Here is a 16,657-nt window from a genome sequence, read left to right on the forward strand (position 1 = left end):
GCCTTATGCGTTTTGATGAGCTAATTCCTGTTCAATAAGTGCGATGGCAGAGCCAATGGGCATACCTTCTTTGGCGACATAGCGGATAATCATTTCCTCAATTCGGGCATAGCCCTTTGGAGTGCTTTGCATTTCACACACGTATTGCCATTTATTGGAATCGCATTCCTGTAATTCCAATTGGATTAATTTTTTCAGTTCTTGTATAGATGATTTTTTTGCCATGTCTTTAGTTTTTGCGTTTGAATACTATGATGTCAGTTCCGATGTCGGTGGTTTTAAACATTCGGGCAGGAAGCCTGTAAGCATCTACCAAATTGGCTTTGGCTGCTACCTTTTCTTTGAGCTTGTTGTATTTGGAATTATTACTTAGAAAGGCACTTGGAATAATGAAAACCAATACGCCTCCGGGCAGCAATAAGTCTAGTCCACGAGTAATGAAGTACTGGTCGTATTCCGTAGCTCCAGTCCATTTCTTTTCGCCCATTCCTGCCCATTTCCCTGAAAATTCACCGTAGGGTGGGTTACCTATAACCAGTTCATACTTCGCTCCACCAAAGTCATCTTTCAAGTGGGTGTTACCTGCAAAAAAGAGGGTTTCAAAAGGCTGCTGATAGATACTGGCATTCGGATAAATGATTTCTGCAATGCGGACTGAATAAGGATTGATTTCATAACCCACCAATTCAGCTTCTTTGGGAGCGTATTTGAAAAAGTTTCCTGTTCCGCAGGAAGGCTCCAATACTGCACCGCCTGAATAACCAAACTTGTATGCCAAGCCCCACATTTTCTGCACAATGACCTCCGGAGTGAAGTATTCATACAACACACCTTTGCCCGAAGCTCCTTGCTTGATTAAACCACCGCTTCCGGTATATTGAGCAATGAATTGTTTGTCCTCTTCTGAATAGGGTTCGTCCTCGGCATCTTTCTCCACGATAAACTCTTCAATTTGAAGATTCAAGTCATGCTGATTACTCGGCTTTTTATCGGGTTTGGATTCCGGTTTAACCGCAGGTGTTTTCTCGTTGAGTAGATAGCGAACCAAATACTCAAGTACGCCCGAAGTAGCTCCGGGTACTTTCCAAATCTCATTGTCTAAAATCAGGTCATCGAGGTAATTGCGAATGATTGCTTTATGTTTTTTCTCGCCTGATTTGCTTTGCGAAACCAAAGAAGAGGATTCTAGTTTGATGGGAGCTCGTTCCTTAAAACGCTTGCGAATGTCTTTAACCAGTTCCAATTGAGATTGAATGGAAGTAGCTTCAATACGGTCTAAAAGAATCGTTCTTAACTTCGACTGATTGTAAGGGTTGCCAAATACCAACACTTTGTTTTGAGGGTATTCGTCATCGGTCATTTTCCATGCAGCAGGTAGAATAAAATCAATTGAACCTTCTTTGGCTGCCGGACTTTTGTCAGGGATATGACTGATGGAAATACCTTTTGTTTTGGCAAAGGCTATCAATTCATCAAGAGCTTTTCTCAGTTTCTTTAACTTTTGCTCTTCATTATTGTAAATGCTATCTCTGCTTTGAATATGGGCAGCAAGTGTTTTTACATGTTCATCAAATGCAGCTTTTAAGGCTTGCTCTTTGGTGGAGAAAATATCTTTATCTGAAACCGGTGTACTTGGAGAAGAAGAGCCTGAAAAATCACCAAATTGTTTACCCGAAGAATTGCCGTAACTAAATCCTTTTTCAGGAATGGTTCTCAATCGAATAGAGCCTCTGTATCCGGTTTGTTTGGTAAAAGGAATTTCAATGTCTTCTTCGGTATCCTTTAAAAGCTCTGATTCTTGCTCTTTGGGTTCATCAATTCCTTTGGTAACAACTGAATTGAGAGCGGTATCAAAATACACATCACCAGTATCGGGATAATCACGTTCATAAACGGCATCCACAACAAGAGGCATCATCAGCACAAATGGATGTTGTAATCCTCTAGCTTCTTTAGTTTTTCCCTTTTCAGCTAGTAAACAACCTTTGGTTGCTTCCAACACACCTAACTCCAATTCAGTGATTCCCAAATGCAATAGTGCTTTGATGGAATCAATAAGAATGTCCACGGCAAAACCTACATAGTAGCTACCTACTTTTAAGCAAACAGGGTAATTATCCGGCTTTAAAAATCCGGAACGTTTCATGCCTTCCAAAAAGCTCAATAGGCTTTCCGCATCTATGGGCTGCACATGATTTAATGAAGAAGGAATAACAGAACTGTAATCTGGGTAACGGGTTTGGGTACGGTATTGTTCTACACGATCCTGATCTACTTCTGAAAGTCCTGTGCCGTCTTTACTGTCAATATTGATGGCTTCCCAACATTTAGGAGAGATACAATACAATCCTTCGGCTGCATGGTCGGTATCAGGAATGAAAAGGAGTTTGAATCCGTTGGTAGCGACAATGCCATTTTTATCAAAATTCACCCCCAACATGGCGGTTCGGTATTCGTCTTTTGAAACGAAAGAAGCTACAATCTTTTGCAAGCCCTTATCCATCGGATCGGCTTTCCAATCGAGTGGTTTGATTGCTTTTACCTGCTTGTATTCCTGTGGAACGAGTTCCCAAAGGTTAGTAGAAAGAGCCTCTTTAAATTGTTCGTCATCAATAATGCGATAGTAATGAGCCCAACCTAATTTCTTCATAGGCGTTCGCATTCCGGTCATTTGCGACCGAAGTATGGCTTCAGGAAAACTTTCTAAATGATGTCCGTTGCGAATATCCATAAGAAGCACATCCAGTTCCCTGGCAGCTCCTTCGTAGTTTTTTTGTTTGTAGGCTTTATCAAATGCCTGAAATATGCCATCAGGTGTTAATCCACTATGAGCAAGAATACCATCATCTTTAGGCTGTTCATCTTTTGTTTCAGGTTCGGGATTAACTTCCTCTTCATTATTTTCAGCAGCTTCTAATTCCAGTTTATGACCTTGATTCAAAAGGTTACTGAGCCATCCGGATAAGAACTTGTTTTGTTCTTTTTTCTCTTTGAGATTTACCAGTTCTTTGCCATCCTCAAACACATACACCGGTCGGTAACCAAATTGGTCTTGGTAGTGCATGGCTTCACCAGTTTCCAATTCCAAATCAATACGAATCTGCATATCGGGATCGGGAACTAAATCGCCATTCTGACTGAAATAGTGAGCCAATGCAATGAGGTAACGTCCTTTTTTATCCTGACCTAAAAAGTCATAGGATAAGTCCATCAACGCTTTGCTATCCAATACCGATTTACCATTTGGAGTACCAATCTCCAAATGCTCATTTAGATTAGGAATAAGTTTTTGCAGCTTATTGAAAATGGCACTGTAGGGCTGCATCTTTTTAGGCTTGGATAAATTCTCCAATGCCTTTAAGTTCTTCGCTTTTTCCTTTAGCCAGTTCTCGTAATTACCCGTAAGAGCTTTTTTATCTGCATCAGTAATGTTAGAATAGTTTTCATCGAGCCATGAAGAAAAAGCTTCGGTAGAAGTAGTTTCGTTTTCCGGTTCTCCAATCGGCTTATTTATTTGCTCTCGGAACCTTCTGAAAAACAAATGGTAATCCTTGGGTGGAATTTGTGGCTTTTCAGGATCAGGATTCAGAATATTTTGAATGGTATAGTATTCTTCCCAAATCTCATTTTTTCGGTCGCTTAAATCAGCATGATTCACACGCAGCCAACCGGAAAACAGCAAGGGCATTTCCTCTTCCTCTAAATTGCCAAAATCAGCTTGTCGCTTACGAGCAAACTTTCCAAAGGCATTAAGGATTTCTAATTTGTCCTTTTTGCTTAAAGGACGGTCGGATTGAACAAGAGGCTTTGCAGCAGGTTCCTTGGTTTGAACCTCTTTTTGTTCCGACTTCTCTCCAATGATATTACCTTCCTTAAAAAGCTGACGAGCTTTGCGGACATAGTTTCTTGGATAGATGTTGATGGAGTGGAGTTTGTCTCCAAAGGTTACTTTGGCGAACTCACTTACCAATTGCTCGGCAATGTTCTTGCTTGGTTCAAATACAATGTAGTTTTCCCAAAACAGCTTGCCTTCATCATCTTTTGCTGCAATGCTTACATAACTGAAATTCTTATGATCAATATTTTCTTCGGATGCAGAAAAAGAGGGCTTTATATTTATAGCAATGGTTGTTTCTCCTGATTCGAGAGCTTCTTTAAGGTTGTTCGCAAAACCTACAATGGAATTGGTTTTAGAAGCATACCACATATTTTGGCGGTAGCTGTATTTAAAACCTACGGCTTTTAATTGAGAGGTTGTAGCTTCGTCCGGCTTTTCATCAAAGCGAAGCTCTACACCGTTTTTATTTGTATTAAATGAAATATCTACCTTCATCCAGTCTTTTTATTATTTATAAAAAGCCTTTCTAAAGGCAGGGAAAGCAAAGCCTATATAGCAAACAGGCTGCGAAAAAAGACCTCCTTATTATTTATAGAAGGTCTTTTGTGGGTTTAAAATTAGCAGGAAGATCTGAAAAATAATTGGTTCCATTTTGTACCTCGGTACAATTAAAAACTGACCGTAAACATTCTTTTCTCGTAAAGCCTTTACTAACAAAGGATTAAATTTATTGCAGATATAAATTAAAGCTTGTTTCATCGGTACAATATTTTTCAAATTACTCTTTCCCTTTAAAGGGATGTTGATTTTCTAAAAAAAAGCATAATACAAAATCAAATATTTGAGAAAAAATTGCGCAGTTAAATAATTGCATATACATTTGCAGCCAAATAGCTGCGTAATGAAATTAAGAAGAGATGTTTTCCAAGCCATTGCTGACCCAACTCGAAGAACTATTATTTCTTTGGTTGCACTACAAGCTTTGACACCAACTGCGATTGCCGAAAATTTTGATTATTCAAGGCAAACGATTTCCAAGCACATTCAAATTCTCACCGAATGTGAGATTTTGAAACAGGAACAAATAGGACGAGAAATCTACTATCACTTAAACCCAAACGGAATGAAAGAAATAGCGGAATTTATCGAGCCTTTCAGAAAACTATGGGACGACCGATTTAACAAATTAGAATCGGTAATGAAGAACTATCAATCAAAAAAATAAAATATGGAACAAAAAACAAACGTCATAGCCGAAGACGGTAAACAAGAAATTCTGATTACAAGAACTTTTGACTTGCCAGTAGAACTTTTGTTCAAAGCATATACAGAACCAGAGTTAATCGAACAATGGATGGGAACAAAAGTGTTAAAATTAGACTTTCAGAAACACGGTAGTTTCCAATTCTCAACTTGCGACCCAAAAGGCAACCAAATTGGATTTAATGGCACAATACACGACTTCACAACAAACGAAAAAATCATAAGGACTTTTGAAATGGAAAATATGCCTTTTGGCGTTCAACTTGAAATTTACGAGTTCGAGAATTTGACCGATAGCACAAGTAGATTAAAACAGAATGTAATCTATCAATCCGTAAACCACAGAGACCAAAATCTAAAACTTCCATTCAAGCAAGGTATCAATTGGGCACATAACCGATTGGAAGAAATATTGACAAAATCAAAATAACTGCAAAATGACTAAAACGAAAAAAATAACCTATTGGTTTTCAACAATCTTCCTATCATTCGGAATGTTGGCTGGCGGAATACAGCAAATGCTTCAAATTGGTGGATACAATGAAATAGTTACCCAACTTGGCTACCCACTCTACTTGTTGTCAATTCTCGGAACTTGGAAAATCTTGGGCGTAATCGCCATTTTAATCCCTAAAAAACCTTTGCTAAAAGAATGGGCTTATGCGGGTTTTTTCTTTGCAATGTCAGGAGCAACCATTTCACATTTGGCAGTTGGACAACCCATAACAGAAGCATTACCTTCAATTATTTTGCTTTTGGTAACTATTACGTCTTGGTATTTCAGACTGAACGACCGAAAAATTATTGAACTGAAAAAACAAAATTAAAAATGGAAAAAGTTGACAGATACATAGAAAAAATCAAGAATTGGAAAGAAGAAAGCATTTTACTTCGAGAAATTTGCTTGGAATGTGGACTTGACGAAGATTTTAAATGGATGCACCCTTGCTATACTTTTCAAGGCAAGAACATAGTTCTTATCCACGGATTTAAAGAATATTGTGCTTTACTTTTTCACAAGGGAGCATTGCTAAATGATACCGAAAATATTTTGGTGCAACAGACCGAAAACGTACAATCGGCTCGACAAATACGATTTTCGGATAAAACCCAAATCAATGACTTGAAAGGAGTTATCAAAGCCTATATTTTTGAAGCAATAGAGGTAGAAAAAGCAGGTTTGGAAGTTAAAATGAAAAAGACTTCTGAATATATAATGCCCGAAGAACTTGAACAAGAATTTGAGAACGACTCGGATTTTAAAACTGCATTTTACAACCTGACACCAGGACGACAAAGGGGTTATTTGCTATATTTTTCAGAAGCCAAACAATCCAAAACAAGAAGTTCGAGAATTGAAAAGGCGAAACCGAAAATCTTTAAGGGAAAGGGACATAACGATCAATGAGAACTTCTAAGTTTAGGTAATTAAATCGAAGCTGTTCATTTTCTACATGAACAGCTCTTTATAAATCTCCATTGTAGTTTTATTATAGCTCCAGTTCTTCCACGCATACTTTAAGGCTTCTCGACCAATGTCGGTGCGTAATTGAGTATCGGTAATCAATTTCTGTAATTGCTCATTCCACTCATTTTCATCTTTGGCAAGCATTCCATTTTCACCGTGTTTGATGATTTCAGAATAAGGGAAAACAACAGAACTAATCACCGGAATAGCGAATGCAGCAGCCTCTAAATACTTTATAAAGGATTTTCCTTCTGTGTTGAATGGATGGTCGTTCATGGGATGAAGTATTACATCCAAAGCGAGCTTATTTAACTTGGTTGGATATTCTAAAAAGGACACCGGCTTCACGAATTTAAAGGGTAGGTCACTAAGGCTGTTTTCGTCTTTGAGTTTTCCGTTCCAACCAAAAATGAAGAGTTCTGCATTATGGTCTTTCAATACATCCTGTAAAACAGGTAAAATGCTTTTCACATCTTCGGATTGTGAAGGATTGGTAATGATTCCCAGTCTTACAGTTTTACCATTGTTCTTGTTGATTTGAGGAACTTCGGCATAAGCTTGATTAGAAAGTAAGTTGGGAACAAAAGCAAACATCGGATCCGAATCAGGAAAAGCTTCTTCCAACTTATCTTCAATGGCTTCCAGTATGCCATTGGTAGGAGCTGTTATCACATCCATTTTGGAAAGGTTCTCCAATAGCTTTTCTAGTTGCTCTTTGGGGAACTTTTTTATTCCGGGATGATAGTCAGGGAAATTGAAATAATGACAATCAACATCCATTACAAACTGAATACGGTCGTTAATAGAAACAATACCTTCAATGATCGGTTGAATATCTGTAAAGAAGGCAGGAAATACGATGTAGTCAGCCCAATGAATTAACCTTTCATCAACTGGAGTATCGTATTCATCATACTTCTTATTGAAGTTCCATTTGTGAATTTGATTGACAATAGCTTTATGCGACTTGGTTTTGTTGAGTTCCAAGGCAGGTGCTATCATTCTGTAATAACCCGAAGCATTCATACAAGGAGCAACATACAATACATGTACTTTTTCAGCTTCATCTTGTAGTTCAGGGTATTTTTCCTCAAAGGAAAGAGAGCTGTTTAATCGCTCTAATAGTTCTTTTACATTTCTCATGAGTTCACGTCTTTTTTTACCGGAGTTCCCTCGAAATACTTTTCAATCTCGTTACCGGTTTGTTTGTCATAAATGATGGCTGCATCGGCTTTTGTGCCGTATTCAGTTACTTTCTTTCTAAGTCTTGCTAGACCTAAATGTCGGTCCAGGAACTTGGAATACTTGTGCTTCCAGTCTAGTGACCATAGTGTTCTCACATTGCCATCTTTGAAATAGATGAGCAGTTTTGAAAGGGAATCCCTTTTCAATTTCCATCCTCCTTGGGGTGCTGTCATGGTTTGAATTGTTTTATTAATGTTTTTAATGGAATAAGGCTATGGTACTTTTCACCATGGCACAGAAAAACCTTTACAAGGTTGTCTTGAAGCTGAATTTTAGCATTGACCTTTTTAGTGGGGATGGCATGGGCAATAGCGAGGTGCTGCAAATAATCACTCACACGCTTTTCAACAATAGGCTGTAAACCCAATGCTGTTGCCATACCTTCACCTGCAAAAAAGTCGATTAACTCAGGAGTGGGAATAGCATAAAGCAATGCCTTGTCGGTTATCAATCGGGCTTTGCATAGTTTGTTCTGCAAGCCGATTTCTACAATCATATCTTCTTTAGAAAGTCGATAATTCTTGGATTGCACCTGAAAATAGCCGTGTACATTGCTAATGACTTTCTTTTCGTAGCCAAAAACATCTATGGTTACATTCTCCATATAGTTTTTAAGGCTCTCTTTGATTCCTTTTTTCTTTCCTAGCATATCTATCTGATTTGATGAATAACTTCCGGTTTTAGCACCGCTGCATGAAATAGGTGCAATAGAGATTGATCGCCCAGTTTGCCGATTCGTGTTTCGCATTCTCGATACACCTGAAGCGAAGACTTTCGATTGGAATCAGTCTTTTTCTCGTTGTTCAGGTATTTTTTGATTTGAGCATGGAGAATGAGCTTTTTGCGGACTTCCTCTTTGCGTTCCAAGTGTTTTTGGAGCCACTTTTTGGTTCCTGTGAATCCGGAAGGGTTATTGGTATCGAAATAGCGATATGGAAGTTGAACGAATCGCTTTTCAGGATCCTTGGCAACAAAATCTCGAACGAGGTAAACCCGTTCACAATAATTTTGATGCACATTGGATAAAAACTTGTCGGAAACCGGCTCGTACCACTTGATAAGCAGCTCTTTGGCTTGGTTTTCCTGGAATTCCGTCAGAAAAACATCCCTGTACAAAAGGTTTTTCGCCAGTTTCCACAAGCTTTCTGCATAAAAATTAAGGGAAGTGCTGCGAGCCGAACCGTCCTGTTGTTTCCAGTTTTGTTCATTAATGGCTCGCTTCCGCACTTTTTCCCCGGTATCGTTGGAAATTTTCGCATCTTTTTCCCCGGTGTTTCCAGTTAAAATGTTTCCAGTAGGGTAACCTGCTTTATTTAAAATTTCCGTGAGCGATAGCGAACTCCGATTTCTTTGGTTGCCAGTTCTTCTCTGATCAGGAGATGAACCGTTGGAGTTATCTACACCTATTATTAAATTATTTTTATTGTAACTATTGTTTCTAGTGTATGTATGAGGACAATTTGTCGTACCTTCATTTTTAATTGATTGATTTTCAAGGTCTTTTTGTTTTGCTTCCTGCAACTCCTTTTCGGCTTCCAAAAGGTCTTTTCGACACCTTGCTAACAGTATTTTAGGGTTTATCAACAACTCATATCCGCTATTGCTTCCGCAAAATTCCTTGCCTGTAATAATACCTGCCTCTTGTAGCTTGATGATATGTCTTTGGATGGTTCTTGGGCTAACCTTTACTAATCCTGCTAACTGTGAGTTGTTTGTTTTCAGAGCCGGCAGGTTTTCAGCCGTTAGCTCCATTATGCCATTTGCCTTGATTAAGAAGGCTCCGTAAATGCGAATAATTTCCTTGGCAGTAAGGAGTACGCTTGCTTTAATCTTATCCGATAAAGCCTCATGCGAATCGTTGTGGTATTCCACGAACTGATCCAGTGCTTTATAGGAGATTGAATAATTGATGACCAACATGATGTTATATTTTAAATGACCTGAGCAATCGCTCGATATATTCCAAAGGGTTTTAAGTCCAGGTTCGTGGCTTGTCTTACCAACCGGAATCGTTTCACCCAAATAATTTCTTGATAGGAAGTGGTAATGTCTGCTGCATCGAACTGTGCAACATAAATGCTGTGACCTTGCTTATAGAAGGGTAAAGGGTCCTTATAAAGCATGCAGCCTAGTTCGGATTGAAAGTTGTGCCAATCACCATCCTTCACACCTTTAGGAAGACTGAATTGCAGGCGATCTTCTTCTAGTGAATGCCCTTCACCAGTCAAAACCTTGAAAAACATATTAGCAGGTCTGACCATAAGAAGCGTTTGTTTCCTTTACCTGTTCAATCAATGCTTTTAACTCCGTTAGGAAAGCATGATATTTACTATTTTGTATAACTTTCATAAGCAGAATTAGTATTCTTTGTTTAGCACATCTTCGGCATGACGTTTCAATTCAGCACGCTTTTCTTTCATTTCTTGGATGATTAGCCAACCCTCTTTCCAAATTTTTTCAGCGAGATGAAGACGTATTTCTTCTCCTTCCAAAAACTTGTAAATAGTTGGTCGTGAGATACCTGTACGGCTTTTTATCATCTGTATTCCTTTTAAAGGAAGTTCATCTTTGAACGCTTTTACTTCTTCTCGTGTAAACATGTTGTAAATATTTTGTAAATTTGTTTACCTTTAATAAATAAAAATATCTATCTTTGCTGCAAAGATATACTAAAATAGTAAACTAATACAAATTAAATTGATAAAATGGTAAATTATGGTTGATAAGGAAATTACCAGAGAGATGCTGAATGAGCGATATGTATCTGCAATAGAACATCTTATGCGAGTGCATACGCTTAAAAATCAGCGTGAATTTTCTGCTAAAATGGAAGAGAATCCCACGGTGTTTTCTCAAATTAAGTCAGGAAACAGGAATGCTTCACTCACACAGTTAACTAAAATTGTAAACGATTTCGACCTGAATGCAAACTATTTTCTAAAGTTTGAGAATCAAAAGGAGCCAATCGAATACAGTGAACTGAATATTAACCCAACAATTTCAGGGGATAATCAGGATGTGATGGTTGGAAAGAATGTCTCTAAAAATGATGGTGTTGTTCACGGAGACTTCTATAATGTAGAGAAGCTAATTAATCAGGCTCCACCGGAATTACGAGAACACATAAGGCAGTTGCAAACCAAGTATGAGCTGTTAGAAAAAGAAAACAGCAAATTCAAGGACGAAGTCAGCGAATTAAAAAAAATAATCGCAAACATGACTTCACAGCTCAATGACGCACATGCTCAGATCAAAGAAAAGGACGAGCGTTTGTATCAGGCACAATGCGAACTGATAGAAGTGTACAAAAAGAAAAAGTAGGATTATGAAGAGCAATAATCACATAACAGCAAGTCAAGCTCCATTAGAGCAATTGCTTTTTTGTTTACGAAACAAAAAAGTGGACTGTGTTTTATTGTCTTCTGATCAAAAAGTAAGTCTTTCATTTATTGATAGTATTAATAAAGCAATTCTGTTTCAAGCGACCGAGTTTCAATTAAACGAAGCTGCCATTCAGGAATTATCGTCATCGCTTAACGAACAAACTAACAGAAATGGTATATGGCTTAGTTATTTAGAAAGTCGTGTATTAGACGTGTTGGTTAGTGAAAAGGCGGTTCTGCTTATCATTAATAAGAACGGTCAATTGCTTACTGGATTAAAAGGTATTGGGTATTTCGTTATCCACCTTTCTGAACTGATTCAGGAAACCTTTCCGGGAATCTATCAATTAGCAAAGGAATTGAATCTAATAGCCATTGAGCCAAAGGAATCAAAAGCATTGGATTTTATTCACAACAAAAACTACCATAGTGTTAAAGTAATCAAACGTAAAGGTGAGCTCGATAGAGTGGAATGTGAAGAGAAAATGCCAATTGACAAAAGGGTAATTGACATAATGAGAGATGCAGCCTTCCAAAGTATTTCCATCAACCAGGAAGACGGCAAGGCAGTACATATTAATAGAGTAGTAAAACAAAAGTTATGAAAGCTTTGAGAAATATTCAGGCAACATCACAAACACTGGTCTTATCAAAAGATTTGAGGGATTGGCGAAGTGAAGGAAAATGCAAACGAGAGAAAATGGATCTCATGCGGAAACGTATCGAAAAATTCTAAAAGCAGAAAAAATGACACCGGAGAGACTTAGAACTTTTCCGGGATTTGAAGAAATAAAGGAAGATGAAGCAAAACATGTAATTGAAACTTTAGAGTGTTTTTGTGGAATCATTGTAAAACATATATCGAAAAAAGAAGATTATGAAGAACCTTGATATTTTTAAGCCATTTGCGAAGCAATCAAAAGGGCAGTCGATCAATACTGATGGAAAAGCAGTAATCTACACAAGGGTGTCGACCAAGGAACAAGCTGAAAACAATGCCAGTTTAGAAACTCAAAAGAAGTATTGTTTAGAATTCGCAAAGCGGAAAAATATTGAAGTAATTGAGTATTTCGGTGGAACCTATGAATCTGCCAAAAGTGATGAAAGGAAGCAATTTCAAAAGATGCTGACTTTTGTAAAAAGAAGAAGAGACATTTCATACATCATCGTATATTCTTACGATAGATTTTCAAGAACTGGAGCAAATGGAGCTTACATAAGCGACCAATTAAAGCAACAAGGCATTGTAACACTTTCAGCAACTCAGGAAGTGGATGCCATGACCGCAGCAGGATCCTTTCAACAAAACCTATACTACATGTTTAGTCAATTCGACAATGAATTGAGAAGAGACAAGTCGGTATCAGGTATGCGTGAGAAACTTAGAAAAGGATATTGGATAGGAACCATTCCATTTGGCTACACCAATCTTAATCCGGGTAAAGGAAAAGAACAGGATATAGTTATTAATGAAGAGGGAGAATTATTAAGGTATGCTTTTATATGGAAAGCCAATGAAGACATAACCCACAATGAAATCTCCGACCGATTAGCAAAGAAGGGATTGAAAGTAACAGCAAAGAAGTTGAGCGACCTATTTAGAAACCCATTCTATTGTGGTTTAGTCGTAAGCTCTCACATTCCCGGAGAAGTGGTCGAGGGAAAACATGAAGGCTTGGTATCAAAAGAAATATTCCTGAAGATTAACAAACTATTAAACAAGCGTGGATACGGAGAGAAACGCAATGCGGATTGTGAACACCTTCCTTTAAAACAGTTCGTTCGTTCAGCAGATTGTGATACACCTTATACAGGATATTTAGTGAGAAAGAAAGGTCTATACTACTATAAAAACAACCGTATCGGAGCAAAAGAAAACAGAAGTGCTAAAATGATGCACGAGAAGTTTACAGACCTTTTGAAGAACTATCAGATTCAGGACAAGAAATACATCGCTCCTATGAAAGAGATTATGTACTACACATTCAAAGCTGAACATGAGGCAAAAATTCAAGAGACCGCAGTACAGCAAAAACAAATCTTGGAGCTTTCCGCTAAACTAGAAAGATTGGAAGAGCGATATGTTTTTGAGGAAATATCACAAGGACAATATGAAAAGTTCAAGCAAAAGCTAGAAACTGAGAAGTACGAAATTGAGGAAAGTTTGTATAGTGACGGTTTTAATTTATCGAACCTTGAAAAAGCCATTGATTTATCGTTGAAATATTCCCTAAAACTCCCTGAATTGTGGGATTCTGGCAATTTAGAGGTAAAGAGAAGTATTCAAAAAATGGTATTTCCGGACGGGATTCTGTATGACTTCAAAAATGACGATTATCGAACCACAAGAATAAATTCAATTTTCAGCGTAATCCCTTCATTATCAGTAAAAAACAAGCATAAAAAAAACGGGAATAAAACTGAAAATTCAGATTATTCCCGTTTAGTACAGAAGGCGGGACTTGAACCCGCACGGACATTACTATCCATTGGATTTTAAGTCCAACGTGTCTACCAATTCCACCACTTCTGCTTGGTATATTATAACAGTTTTATAGAGCGAAAGACGGGATTTGAACCCGCGACCCTCACCTTGGCAAGGTGATGCTCTACCCCTGAGCTACTTTCGCGTAGTGTTTTAATGAACGTGCATCGTTATGATTGCGGATGCAAATTTAGGACATTTCTTGATATCTCAAAGCTTTTTTCGAAAAAAAATTAAATTATTTTTCAAACCACTGATTATCAATAGTTATAAAATTCAACTTTTTGCCGTTTTACTAGGCTTAATAAGCATACGCTTTATTTCGTTAAGTTTCATTAAGGCTTCTACAGGTGTTAAAGTGTCTATATCGGTATTTACAATTTCGTCTTTTATATTTTCTAGAAGCGGATCGTCTAGATTAAAAAAGCTCAATTGCAAATCGTCTGACAGTGTTTTTACCTTATCTGTAAGTTCTTCGCTAGAATGCGATTTTTCCAATTTCTTTAAAATTGTATTCGCACGATGTATTACCTGCTGCGGCATCCCAGCCATTTTTGCTACATGAATACCAAAACTGTGTTCACTACCTCCCGCAACTAATTTACGCAAGAACAAAACATTGTCTTTTAATTCTTTTACCGACACATTGTAGTTTTTTATTCTTGAAAATGTCTCGGTCATTTCGTTTAACTCGTGATAGTGAGTTGCAAATAATGTTTTTGCTTTTGCCGGATGTTCATGTAAATACTCGCTAATCGCCCAAGCTATAGAAATACCGTCGTAAGTACTGGTACCCCTACCTATTTCGTCCAAAAGCACCAAACTACGTTCGGACATATTATTTAAAATAGAGGCCGTTTCGTTCATTTCTACCATAAATGTCGATTCGCCCATCGATATGTTATCGCTTGCCCCCACACGTGTAAAAATTTTATCGACAACACCTATGCGTGCAGATTTTGCAGGCACAAAACTACCTATTTGAGCCAGAAGCACTATTAAAGCCGTTTGTCTTAAAATAGCCGATTTTCCCGACATATTGGGTCCCGTAATCATAATAATTTGCTGTTCCGATCGATCTAAAAATACATCATTGGCAATATATTGCTCCCCTAACGGCAATTGCTTTTCGATTACCGGATGACGGCCTTCGGTAATTTCTAAATCGAAAGTATCATCAATTATAGGATACACATAAGCATTGTCTAAAGCCAACTGAGCAAATCCGCACAAGCAATCTAACTGACCAATTAAAAAGGCATTTTGCTGTACGGGTTTTATATATTGCCCCATCCAAGCCACTAAATCCGAAAACAATTGCTGTTCTATCGTTAAAATGCGTTCTTCTGCGCCTAAAATTTTAGCTTCGTATTCTTTAAGTTCTTCGGTAATATAACGTTCGGCGTTCACCAAAGTCTGTTTTCTTATCCACTCGGCGGGCACTTTATCTTTATGGGTATTTCTTACTTCAATATAATACCCAAACACATTATTTGATGCTATTTTTAGAGAGGTGATTCCTGTACGCTCGCTTTCGCGTTCCAGCATAGCATCTAAATAATTCTTTCCAGAAGTAGATAATCCGCGTAATTCGTCTAATTCTTCAGAAAACCCTGAAGCTATAGTACTGCCTTTTAATACATTAACGGGAGCATCTTCGTTAAGAGTCTGCTTGATTTTTTCGCGCAATACATCGCAACTTTGCAATTTATCGCCTATAATTTTTAATGCCGCATTAGGCGCTTCTAATGCCAAAGCCTTTATAGGCACAATGGCTTCCAACGAGTTTTTAAGTTGTATAACCTCTCTAGGATTTACTTTACCCGTTGCCACTTTAGATATTAAACGCTCTAAATCGCCAATATGCTTAATGTGCTGCCTGATACTTTGGTGCGACGATGTGTCTTTAGTTAAAAAATCGACAACCTCGTGTCTTTGCTTAATCTTTTCGGGAGTCTTTAAAGGCAAGGCCAACCAACGCTTTAATAAACGCCCGCCCATTGGCGAAATGGTTTTATCGATAACATGCAATAATGTAACTGCATTATTATTGGTAGAATTGTACAACTCTAAATTACGCATGGTAAACCTATCCATCCACACATAATCATCTTCGGCTATACGCGAAATAGATGTAATATGTTCCAGTTTGTTATGCTGGGTTTCTCCCAAATAATGCAAAACAGCCCCAGCGGCAATAATGCCTTCCTCTAAATTATCTACACCATAACCTTTTAACGACGTGGTATTAAAATGTTTTAACAAGCCTTCGTTGGTATAATCGGTTTGATATACCCAGTCTTCTAAATAAAACACATGAAAATCGTCTCCAAAAGCATCTTTAAAAGTTTTGCGTTTAGGCTTAGATACTAATATTTCGCTCGGATTAAAATTCTGAAGCAATTTATCGATATACTCTTCATCGCCTTGCGAGGTTAAAAATTCGCCAGTTGAAATATCTAGAAACGAAATTCCAATGGTAGATTTCCCGAAATGCACTGCGCATAAAAAATTATTTGATTTCGATTTTAACACCTCATCGTTTAACGAAACCCCAGGCGTAATCAACTCTGTAACGCCTCTTTTTACAATGGTTTTGGTTTGTTTCGGGTCTTCTAACTGATCGCAAATTGCCACACGCTCACCTGCTTTTACTAATTTAGGCAAATAGGTGTTTATAGAATGATGCGGAAAACCAGCCAATTCTGTTTCGCTCTCGCTACCCGCACCGCGTTTGGTTAAAATAATATCTAAAATCTTGGCCGTTTTTACAGCGTCTTCTCCAAACGTTTCGTAAAAATCTCCTACGCGAAATAACAACAAAGCATCTGGGTACTTAGCTTTAATTGCATTATACTGCTTCATTAAAGGCGTTTCTTTTTTCGTTTTTTTTGCCAATGGTAATGTGGTTTTTAAATATTATTTTTGCACTTCAAGTAAGGTCGCTAATGTAACCATAATTTGATTTTTCTAAA

The 16,657-nt window shown here is 37.8% G+C and carries 16 protein-coding genes, 2 tRNA genes and 1 pseudogene; 8 read left to right on the plus strand and 11 right to left on the minus strand.

The window, feature by feature from the left end:
• Positions 1-3 precede the first annotated feature (3 nt).
• Positions 4-225: a hypothetical protein gene (locus ACR9EA_RS15035; protein WP_435134844.1), complete on the minus strand. Its 222-nt coding sequence runs from the start codon at positions 223-225 to the stop codon at positions 4-6.
• Positions 226-229: 4 nt separating this feature from the next.
• Positions 230-4,333 (minus strand): DUF6908 domain-containing protein, encoded by a 4,104-nt coding sequence (locus tag ACR9EA_RS15040; RefSeq protein WP_435134847.1) that lies wholly within the window; start codon positions 4,331-4,333, stop codon positions 230-232.
• Positions 4,334-4,739: 406 nt separating this feature from the next.
• On the opposite strand from ACR9EA_RS15040, the gene ACR9EA_RS15045 reads away from it, so the two are divergent.
• Genes ACR9EA_RS15045 through ACR9EA_RS15060 form a run of 4 tightly spaced genes read left to right on the plus strand, consistent with a single transcriptional unit; the run spans position 4,740 to position 6,509 of the window.
• Positions 4,740-5,063, plus strand: coding sequence for an ArsR/SmtB family transcription factor (locus ACR9EA_RS15045; protein WP_435134849.1), 324 nt, complete (start codon positions 4,740-4,742; stop codon positions 5,061-5,063).
• 3 nt (positions 5,064-5,066) lie between these two features.
• Positions 5,067-5,531: an SRPBCC domain-containing protein gene (locus ACR9EA_RS15050; RefSeq protein ID WP_435134851.1), complete on the plus strand. Its 465-nt coding sequence runs from the start codon at positions 5,067-5,069 to the stop codon at positions 5,529-5,531.
• Positions 5,532-5,538: 7 nt separating this feature from the next.
• Positions 5,539-5,928 carry a DoxX family protein gene (locus ACR9EA_RS15055; RefSeq protein WP_435134854.1) on the plus strand — a complete coding sequence of 130 codons (390 nt, stop codon included), beginning with the start codon at positions 5,539-5,541 and terminating at the stop codon, positions 5,926-5,928.
• 2 nt (positions 5,929-5,930) lie between these two features.
• The gene (locus ACR9EA_RS15060) at positions 5,931-6,509 is read left to right on the plus strand and encodes a YdeI/OmpD-associated family protein (protein ID WP_435134857.1); all 579 of its coding nucleotides are present in this window, start codon (positions 5,931-5,933) and stop codon (positions 6,507-6,509) included.
• Between the two features lie 42 nt (positions 6,510-6,551).
• Here the strand turns inward: ACR9EA_RS15060 and ACR9EA_RS15065 are convergent, their stop codons facing one another.
• The 6 genes from ACR9EA_RS15065 to ACR9EA_RS15090 all read right to left on the minus strand — a co-directional run bounded on the left by ACR9EA_RS15065 (position 6,552) and on the right by ACR9EA_RS15090 (position 10,414).
• The gene (locus tag ACR9EA_RS15065; protein WP_435134860.1) at positions 6,552-7,712 is read right to left on the minus strand and encodes a glycosyltransferase family 4 protein; all 1,161 of its coding nucleotides are present in this window, start codon (positions 7,710-7,712) and stop codon (positions 6,552-6,554) included.
• Positions 7,709-7,987 (minus strand): hypothetical protein, encoded by a 279-nt coding sequence (locus ACR9EA_RS15070; protein ID WP_435134863.1) that lies wholly within the window; start codon positions 7,985-7,987, stop codon positions 7,709-7,711. The genes ACR9EA_RS15065 and ACR9EA_RS15070 overlap by 4 nt, the downstream gene beginning before the upstream one ends.
• Positions 7,984-8,463, minus strand: a complete 480-nt coding sequence (locus tag ACR9EA_RS15075) for a hypothetical protein (protein WP_435134865.1) — start codon at positions 8,461-8,463, stop codon at positions 7,984-7,986. Before ACR9EA_RS15075 ends, ACR9EA_RS15070 begins: the two co-directional genes overlap by 4 nt.
• A gap of 2 nt (positions 8,464-8,465) precedes the next feature.
• Entirely contained in the window at positions 8,466-9,734 is a 1,269-nt protein-coding gene (locus ACR9EA_RS15080) for a hypothetical protein (RefSeq protein WP_435134868.1), read from the minus strand.
• An 11-nt stretch (positions 9,735-9,745) separates the two neighbouring features.
• Positions 9,746-10,075: a hypothetical protein gene (locus ACR9EA_RS15085; protein WP_435134871.1), complete on the minus strand. Its 330-nt coding sequence runs from the start codon at positions 10,073-10,075 to the stop codon at positions 9,746-9,748.
• Between the two features lie 96 nt (positions 10,076-10,171).
• The gene (locus ACR9EA_RS15090; protein ID WP_435134874.1) at positions 10,172-10,414 is read right to left on the minus strand and encodes a hypothetical protein; all 243 of its coding nucleotides are present in this window, start codon (positions 10,412-10,414) and stop codon (positions 10,172-10,174) included.
• A gap of 115 nt (positions 10,415-10,529) precedes the next feature.
• Here ACR9EA_RS15090 and ACR9EA_RS15095 point away from each other — a divergent pair, with 115 nt between their 5' ends.
• The 4 genes and pseudogenes from ACR9EA_RS15095 to ACR9EA_RS15110 form a co-directional block, all read left to right on the plus strand.
• Positions 10,530-11,135, plus strand: coding sequence for a hypothetical protein (locus ACR9EA_RS15095; protein WP_138259022.1), 606 nt, complete (start codon positions 10,530-10,532; stop codon positions 11,133-11,135).
• 4 nt (positions 11,136-11,139) lie between these two features.
• Complete coding sequence (locus ACR9EA_RS15100; RefSeq protein ID WP_435134877.1) at positions 11,140-11,802, plus strand: hypothetical protein; 663 nt, start codon at positions 11,140-11,142, stop codon at positions 11,800-11,802.
• A 79-nt stretch (positions 11,803-11,881) separates the two neighbouring features.
• The gene (locus tag ACR9EA_RS15105) at positions 11,882-12,088 is read left to right on the plus strand and encodes a hypothetical protein (protein ID WP_435134880.1); all 207 of its coding nucleotides are present in this window, start codon (positions 11,882-11,884) and stop codon (positions 12,086-12,088) included.
• A pseudogene (locus ACR9EA_RS15110) lies at positions 12,075-12,911 on the plus strand (recombinase family protein); the annotation flags it as partial. The gene ACR9EA_RS15105 and the pseudogene ACR9EA_RS15110, both read left to right, overlap by 14 nt.
• Before the next feature lie 733 nt (positions 12,912-13,644).
• On the opposite strand, the gene ACR9EA_RS15115 reads toward ACR9EA_RS15110, so the two are convergent.
• The 3 genes from ACR9EA_RS15115 to mutS form a co-directional block, all read right to left on the minus strand.
• A tRNA-Leu gene (locus ACR9EA_RS15115) sits at positions 13,645-13,730 on the minus strand.
• Positions 13,731-13,755: 25 nt separating this feature from the next.
• A tRNA-Gly gene (locus tag ACR9EA_RS15120) sits at positions 13,756-13,827 on the minus strand.
• Between the two features lie 131 nt (positions 13,828-13,958).
• A complete protein-coding gene (gene mutS / locus ACR9EA_RS15125) occupies positions 13,959-16,580 on the minus strand; it encodes a DNA mismatch repair protein MutS (protein WP_435134881.1) in 2,622 nt (873 codons plus the stop codon).
• Positions 16,581-16,657: the final 77 nt, after the last annotated feature.

The sequence above is a fragment of the Formosa sp. A9 genome (assembly GCF_051200825.1).
GTDB lineage: Bacteria > Bacteroidota > Bacteroidia > Flavobacteriales > Flavobacteriaceae > Formosa.

Coding starts and splice junctions, on each gene's coding strand:
- ACR9EA_RS15035 (WP_435134844.1), bottom strand. CDS start 225: ATGGCAAAAAAATCATCTATACAAGAACTGAAAAAATTAATCCAATTG.
- ACR9EA_RS15040 (WP_435134847.1), bottom strand. CDS start 4,333: ATGAAGGTAGATATTTCATTTAATACAAATAAAAACGGTGTAGAGCTT.
- ACR9EA_RS15045 (WP_435134849.1), top strand. CDS start 4,740: ATGAAATTAAGAAGAGATGTTTTCCAAGCCATTGCTGACCCAACTCGA.
- ACR9EA_RS15050 (WP_435134851.1), top strand. CDS start 5,067: ATGGAACAAAAAACAAACGTCATAGCCGAAGACGGTAAACAAGAAATT.
- ACR9EA_RS15055 (WP_435134854.1), top strand. CDS start 5,539: ATGACTAAAACGAAAAAAATAACCTATTGGTTTTCAACAATCTTCCTA.
- ACR9EA_RS15060 (WP_435134857.1), top strand. CDS start 5,931: ATGGAAAAAGTTGACAGATACATAGAAAAAATCAAGAATTGGAAAGAA.
- ACR9EA_RS15065 (WP_435134860.1), bottom strand. CDS start 7,712: ATGAGAAATGTAAAAGAACTATTAGAGCGATTAAACAGCTCTCTTTCC.
- ACR9EA_RS15070 (WP_435134863.1), bottom strand. CDS start 7,987: ATGACAGCACCCCAAGGAGGATGGAAATTGAAAAGGGATTCCCTTTCA.
- ACR9EA_RS15075 (WP_435134865.1), bottom strand. CDS start 8,463: ATGCTAGGAAAGAAAAAAGGAATCAAAGAGAGCCTTAAAAACTATATG.
- ACR9EA_RS15080 (WP_435134868.1), bottom strand. CDS start 9,734: ATGTTGGTCATCAATTATTCAATCTCCTATAAAGCACTGGATCAGTTC.
- ACR9EA_RS15085 (WP_435134871.1), bottom strand. CDS start 10,075: ATGGTCAGACCTGCTAATATGTTTTTCAAGGTTTTGACTGGTGAAGGG.
- ACR9EA_RS15090 (WP_435134874.1), bottom strand. CDS start 10,414: ATGTTTACACGAGAAGAAGTAAAAGCGTTCAAAGATGAACTTCCTTTA.
- ACR9EA_RS15095 (WP_138259022.1), top strand. CDS start 10,530: ATGGTTGATAAGGAAATTACCAGAGAGATGCTGAATGAGCGATATGTA.
- ACR9EA_RS15100 (WP_435134877.1), top strand. CDS start 11,140: ATGAAGAGCAATAATCACATAACAGCAAGTCAAGCTCCATTAGAGCAA.
- ACR9EA_RS15105 (WP_435134880.1), top strand. CDS start 11,882: ATGCAAACGAGAGAAAATGGATCTCATGCGGAAACGTATCGAAAAATT.